This is a genomic window from Mesorhizobium sp. M2A.F.Ca.ET.067.02.1.1, from assembly GCF_004023285.1.
GTDB lineage: Bacteria > Pseudomonadota > Alphaproteobacteria > Rhizobiales > Rhizobiaceae > Mesorhizobium.
In genome coordinates this window covers 1-5,790 of record NZ_RZSB01000373.1, presented here as the reverse complement: position 1 = coordinate 5,790, position 5,790 = coordinate 1, and the positions used below count along the sequence as shown (strand labels likewise).

Below are 5,790 nucleotides of genomic sequence, written 5' to 3'. Positions count from 1 at the left end.
GGGGGAACCAGCGCCATCTCCTTCTCCCCTTGCGGGAGAAGGTGGCCGCGCAGCGGCCGGATGAGGGGTGCTCCAGGGAATGCCAGCGTTCTCACTCCGCTGGAACACCCCTCATCCGTCTCGGCGCTGCGCGCCGATCCACCTTCTCCCACAAGGGGGAGAAGGGAAGGCGGCGCGGTCTCCACCTCCCAATTACCTTTTCTGGCTCCAATCGCCTCGCAAACTTCCGCCAAATTGCGCGGGGCGCGAAAACATCGACAAGAAATTTCGTCGCCATATCTGCATCTTGAGCCTGCGCGTCGCATCGGCTTGCTAAGGCCGGCGCCGGGAGGAAGGCCCTGCCCAGATCCGGCGAATTGGCACTGGTCTGGCGGCGCGGATGTGCAAAGATCGCACCGGCAACATTGGAGGATGTGAGCTCATGGCCGATGCTGGAATGTTGCGCTTTCATGTGCCCGAGCCCGAGGTGCGGCCCGGCGGTACGCCCGACTTCTCCAATGTGACCATTCCCAAGGCCGGCTCGGTGCCGCGTCCCGAGATCGACGTCGATCCGCGCACCATCCGCGACATGGCTTTCTCCATCATCCGCGTGCTCAACCGCGCCGGCGAAGCGGTCGGGCCGTGGGCGGGGCTGCTCAGCGACCAGGAACTGCTCGAAGGCCTGCGCCATATGATGACGCTTCGGACCTTCGACGCGCGCATGCAGATGGCGCAGCGCCAGGGCAAGACCTCCTTCTACATGCAGCATCTTGGCGAGGAAGCGGTGAGCTGCGCGTTTCGCAAGGCGCTCAAGCCGGGCGACATGAATTTCCCGACCTACCGGCAAGCCGGCCTTCTCATCGCCGACGGCTATCCGATGGTCACGATGATGAACCAGATCTACTCCAACGAGGCCGATCCGCTGAAGGGCCGGCAACTGCCGGTGATGTATTCCTCGAAGGAGCATGGCTTCTTCTCGATCTCGGGCAATCTGGCGACGCAATATATCCAGGCGGTCGGCTGGGCGATGGCCTCGGCGATCTCCAACGATTCGCGCATTGCCGCCGCCTGGATAGGCGACGGCTCGACGGCGGAGTCCGATTTTCACGCGGCGCTGGTTTTCGCCTCGACCTACAAGGCTCCTGTCGTGCTCAATGTCGTCAACAACCAGTGGGCGATCTCGACCTTCCAGGGTATCGCCCGCGGTGGCTCCGGCACGTTCGCCGCGCGCGGCCTCGGCTTCGGCATTCCTTCGCTGCGCGTCGACGGCAACGACTACCTCGCCGTGCACGCCGTGGCGAAATGGGCGGTCGAACGGGCGCGCGCCAATCTCGGACCGACGCTGGTCGAATATGTCACCTACCGCGTCGGTGCGCATTCGACGTCCGACGATCCGTCGGCCTACCGGCCGAAAGCCGAGTCCGACGCCTGGCCGCTCGGCGATCCGGTTATCCGGCTGAAGAACCACCTTATCCAGAAGGGCGTCTGGTCCGAGGATCGCCATACCCAGTCGGAGGCCGAGATCCTCGAAACGGTGATCGCAGCGCAGAAGGAGGCCGAGGGCCACGGCACGCTGCATGCCGGCGGAAAGCCGTCGACCCGCGACATGTTCGAGGGCGTCTATGCCGAGATGCCTCCGCATCTCAGGCGCCAGCGCCAGCAGGCAGGGGTCTGATCATGCCCAGGCGTACCATGATCGAGGCGATCCGCGACGCCATGGACGTGTCGATGGAACGCGACAACAAAGTCATCGTCTATGGCGAGGATGTCGGCTTCTTCGGCGGCGTGTTCCGCGCCACGCAGGGCCTGCAGGCCAAATACGGCAAGAGCCGCTGCTTCGACGCGCCGATCAGCGAATCCGGCATCGTCGGTTCGGCCATCGGCATGGCCGCCTACGGGTTGAAACCCTGTGTCGAGGTGCAGTTTGCCGACTATGTTTATCCGGCCTACGACCAGATCGTCTCGGAGGCGGCGCGGCTGCGTTACCGTTCGAATGGCGATTTCACCTGCCCGATCGTGGTGCGCATGCCGACCGGCGGCGGCATTTTCGGCGGCCAGACGCACAGCCAAAGTCCGGAAGCGCTGTTCACCCATGTCTCCGGCCTGAAGGTGATCGTGCCGTCCAATCCGCATGACGCCAAGGGGTTGCTGATCGCGGCGATCGAGGATCCGGACCCGGTGATCTTCCTCGAGCCGAAGCGGCTCTATAATGGGCCCTTCGACGGCCATCACGACAAGCCGGTGACGCCCTGGTCGAAGCATGAGCTCGGCGAGGTCGCCGACGGCCATTACACCATCCCGCTCGGCAAGGCGGCGATCCGCCGCCAGGGTTCGGCCGTCACCGTGCTCGCTTATGGAACGATGGTCTATGTCGCGCAGGCCGCGGCCGAGGAGACCGGCATCGACGCCGAGGTGATCGATCTCAGGACGCTGCTGCCGCTCGACCTCGACACGATCGTCGCCTCGGTGAAGAAGACCGGACGCTGTGTCGTCGTGCATGAAGCGACGCTGACTTCCGGCTTCGGCGCCGAGCTGGTCTCGCTGGTCCAGGAGAACTGCTTCTATCATCTGGAAGCGCCGGTGGCGCGGGTCGCCGGCTGGGACACGCCCTACCCGCACGCGCAGGAATGGGACTATTTCCCCGGCCCGGCGCGGGTCGGCCGCGCCTTGCTCGAAACGTTGGATGCTTAAGGGGGCCTGAGATGGGCGAACACGTCATCAAGCTTCCCGATGTCGGCGAAGGCGTCGCCGAGGCCGAGCTTGTCGAGTGGCACGTCAAGGTTGGCGACCTTGTGCGCGAGGACACGGTCCTCGCCGCCGTCATGACCGACAAGGCAACCGTCGAGATCCCGTCGCCGGTCGACGGCGAGATCCTTTGGCTGGGCGCCGAGATCGGCGACACGGTGGCGATCGGCTCGCCGATCGTGCGGCTGAAGGTGGCCGGCGAAGGCAATGTGAAGGCGGCCGCCCAGGCCGTGCCGGAAGAGAAGGCGCCCGCCGCGTCGGCCGAGCCAAAACCAGCGCCGGCACCGGACATGCCGAAAGCGGCGCCAAAGCCAGCCGATCCGCCGGCTAAGGTTTCGCCAGCCGCAGCGCCGAGGGCCGCGCGCCCTGCTGCCGTTTCCGGCGCGCCGCGCGCGGAAGGCGAGAGGCCGCTGGCCTCGCCGGCCGTGCGGCTGCGAGCGAAGGAAGCCGGCATCGATCTGCGCCAGGTTCCGGGCAGCGGTCCGGCCGGGCGCATCAGCCATGAAGACATCGACGCGTTTGTGGCACGCGGCCCGCAGGTTGCGCGCGCCAGCAGGCTTGCTCCCAAGGACGGCGTCGAAGACATCAAGGTCGTCGGGCTCAGGCGCAAGATCGCCGAGAAGATGTCGCTGGCGAAATCGCGCATCCCGCACATCACCTATGTCGAGGAGATCGACGTCTCGGCATTGGAGGAATTGCGCGCGACGTTGAACAAGGAGAAGCGCGCCGATCGCCCGAAGCTGACGCTGCTGCCCTTCCTGATGCGGGCGATGGTCAAGGCGATCGCCGAGCAGCCCAACCTCAATTCACTGTTCGATGACGAGGCCGGGATCATACACCAGCATGAGGGCATTCATATCGGCATCGCCGCGCAGACGCCGAACGGGCTGGTGGTGCCGGTGGTGAAACATGCGGAGGCGCGTGACCTGTGGGACAGCGCTGCGGAAGTCAACCGGCTGGCCGATGCGGCCAAGGCCGGCACGGCGAGCCGCGAGGAGCTGTCCGGCTCGACCATCACCATCACCTCGCTCGGCGCCATGGGCGGCGTGGCGACCACGCCGGTCATCAACTATCCGGAAGTGGCGATCATCGGCGTCAACAAGATGATGGTGCGGCCGGTGTGGGACGGCACGCAGTTCATCCCACGCAAGATGATGAACCTGTCGTCCAGCTTCGACCACCGCGTCATCGACGGCTGGGATGCCGCGGTGTTCGTGCAGCGCATCAAGGCTCTGCTGGAAACGCCAGCGCTGATTTTCGTGGATTGAAAATGACAACGGTCGCAAAGACCCCCTCACCCGGATTCCCAGTCGAATTGCGAAGGGCAATTCGGGGCAATCCGACCTCTCCCCGAGGGGAGAGGTGGTCGCCGGCGACTCCGCTGTCCTCTTCTCCCCTCGGGGAGAAGGTGGCCGCGAAGCGGCCGGATGAGGGGGTCTCCAGGGAAAGCCAGCGCCTCACTCCGCTGGAACACTCCTCATCCGTCTCGCGCTGGCGCGCCGATCCACCTTCTCCCACAAGGGGAGAAGGGGGAGGCGCGCGGCGACCTTCGCCATCAAGAAGAGCGTAAGCCCATGAAAGAAATCTCCTGCAAGCTGCTGGTCATCGGCGCCGGGCCGGGCGGTTATGTCTGCGCCATCCGCGCCGGGCAACTCGGCGTCGACACGGTGATCGTCGAAACCGGCAAGCCGGGCGGCACCTGCCTCAATGTCGGCTGCATCCCGTCCAAGGCGCTGATCCATGCCGCGGAGGAGTTCGAGAAAATAGCGCATATGGCCGGCGGCAAGGATCCGCTCGGCATCAAGGTCGCCGCGCCGACGCTGGACCTCGCAAGAACCGTCGCCTGGAAGGACGGTATCGTTAGCCGGCTCAACAGCGGCGTGGCCGGGTTGTTGAAGAAGGCCAAGGTGAAGACGGTGCAGGGCTGGGCGACGTTCCGCGATGGCAAGACGGTCGAGGTCGAAACCGAGACCGGCACGCAGGTCATCCGCGCCGAGACCGTGGTGATCGCCACCGGCTCGGCGCCGGTCGAGCTGCCGTTCCTGCCTTTCGGGGGACCTGTGATTTCGTCCACCGAGGCGCTGGCGCTAAGCGATGTGCCGAAGAAGCTCGCGGTCGTCGGCGGCGGCTATATCGGGCTCGAGCTCGGCATGGCCTTCGCTAGGATGGGCGCCAAGGTCACGGTGGTCGAAGCGTTGCCGCGCGTGCTTGCGCAATATGATGCCGAGCTGACGCGGCCCGTGCTGAAGCGGCTTGGCGAGCTTGGCGTCGAGGTCATGACGGGCGCCAAAGCGAAGGGATTGTCGACCAAGGGCGATGCGCTGCTGGCCGAGACGGCGGACGGCAAAAGCGCCAAGATCGCTGCCGACAGGATTTTGGTCACGGTCGGGCGCAAGCCGCTCACCGAGGGCTGGGGGCTGGACCAGATCGACCTCGACAGGACGGGAAAATTCATCCGCATCGACGACCAGTGCCGCAGCTCGATGCGCGGCATCTATGCCATCGGCGACGTTACCGGCGAGCCGATGCTGGCGCATCGGGCGATGGCGCAGGGCGAGATGGTGGCCGAGATCGTCGCCGGCCACAAGAGAAGCTGGGACAAGCGCGCCATTCCCGCAATCTGCTTCACCGATCCGGAGCTGGTCACCGCGGGCCTGTCACCGGAAGAGGCGAAAGCATTCGCCGGCGAGGTCAAGATCGGCCAGTTCCCCTTCGCCGCCAACGGCCGGGCGATGACGAAACAGGGCGAGGATGGGTTTGTCCGCGTGGTTGCTCGCGCGGACAATCATCTGGTGCTCGGCATCCAGGCGGTCGGGCAGGGCGTGTCCGAACTGTCGGCGGCCTTCGGCCTAGCGCTGGAGATGGGCGCGCGGCTGGAGGATATCGCCGGCACGATCCACGCGCATCCGACGCAGGGCGAGGGTTTCCAGGAAGCGGCGCTGAAGGCGCTGGGCCACGCGCTGCATATTTGAGCTCCTTACCCTCCCCCTTGTGGGGAGGGTCGATCCGCGAAGCGGAGCGGGGTGGGGGTTCTCGTAGGGCGCTGCCCCCTCCCCGGCGCTGCGC

At 65.8% G+C, this 5,790-nt stretch carries 4 protein-coding genes; all 4 read left to right on the top strand.

Going from position 1 to position 5,790, the window contains the following annotated elements:
• Positions 1-421: 421 nt before the first annotated feature.
• The gene (locus tag EOA28_RS22455; RefSeq protein ID WP_127253666.1) at positions 422-1,654 is read left to right on the top strand and encodes a 3-methyl-2-oxobutanoate dehydrogenase (2-methylpropanoyl-transferring) subunit alpha; all 1,233 of its coding nucleotides are present in this window, start codon (positions 422-424) and stop codon (positions 1,652-1,654) included.
• 2 nt (positions 1,655-1,656) lie between these two features.
• A complete protein-coding gene (locus EOA28_RS22450; RefSeq protein WP_127253665.1) occupies positions 1,657-2,670 on the top strand; it encodes an alpha-ketoacid dehydrogenase subunit beta in 1,014 nt (337 codons plus the stop codon).
• Between the two features lie 11 nt (positions 2,671-2,681).
• Positions 2,682-3,992 carry a dihydrolipoamide acetyltransferase family protein gene (locus EOA28_RS22445; protein WP_127253664.1) on the top strand — a complete coding sequence of 437 codons (1,311 nt, stop codon included), beginning with the start codon at positions 2,682-2,684 and terminating at the stop codon, positions 3,990-3,992.
• Between the two features lie 306 nt (positions 3,993-4,298).
• Positions 4,299-5,696 (top strand): dihydrolipoyl dehydrogenase, encoded by a 1,398-nt coding sequence (lpdA, locus tag EOA28_RS22440; protein ID WP_127253663.1) that lies wholly within the window; start codon positions 4,299-4,301, stop codon positions 5,694-5,696.
• Positions 5,697-5,790 lie beyond the last annotated feature (94 nt).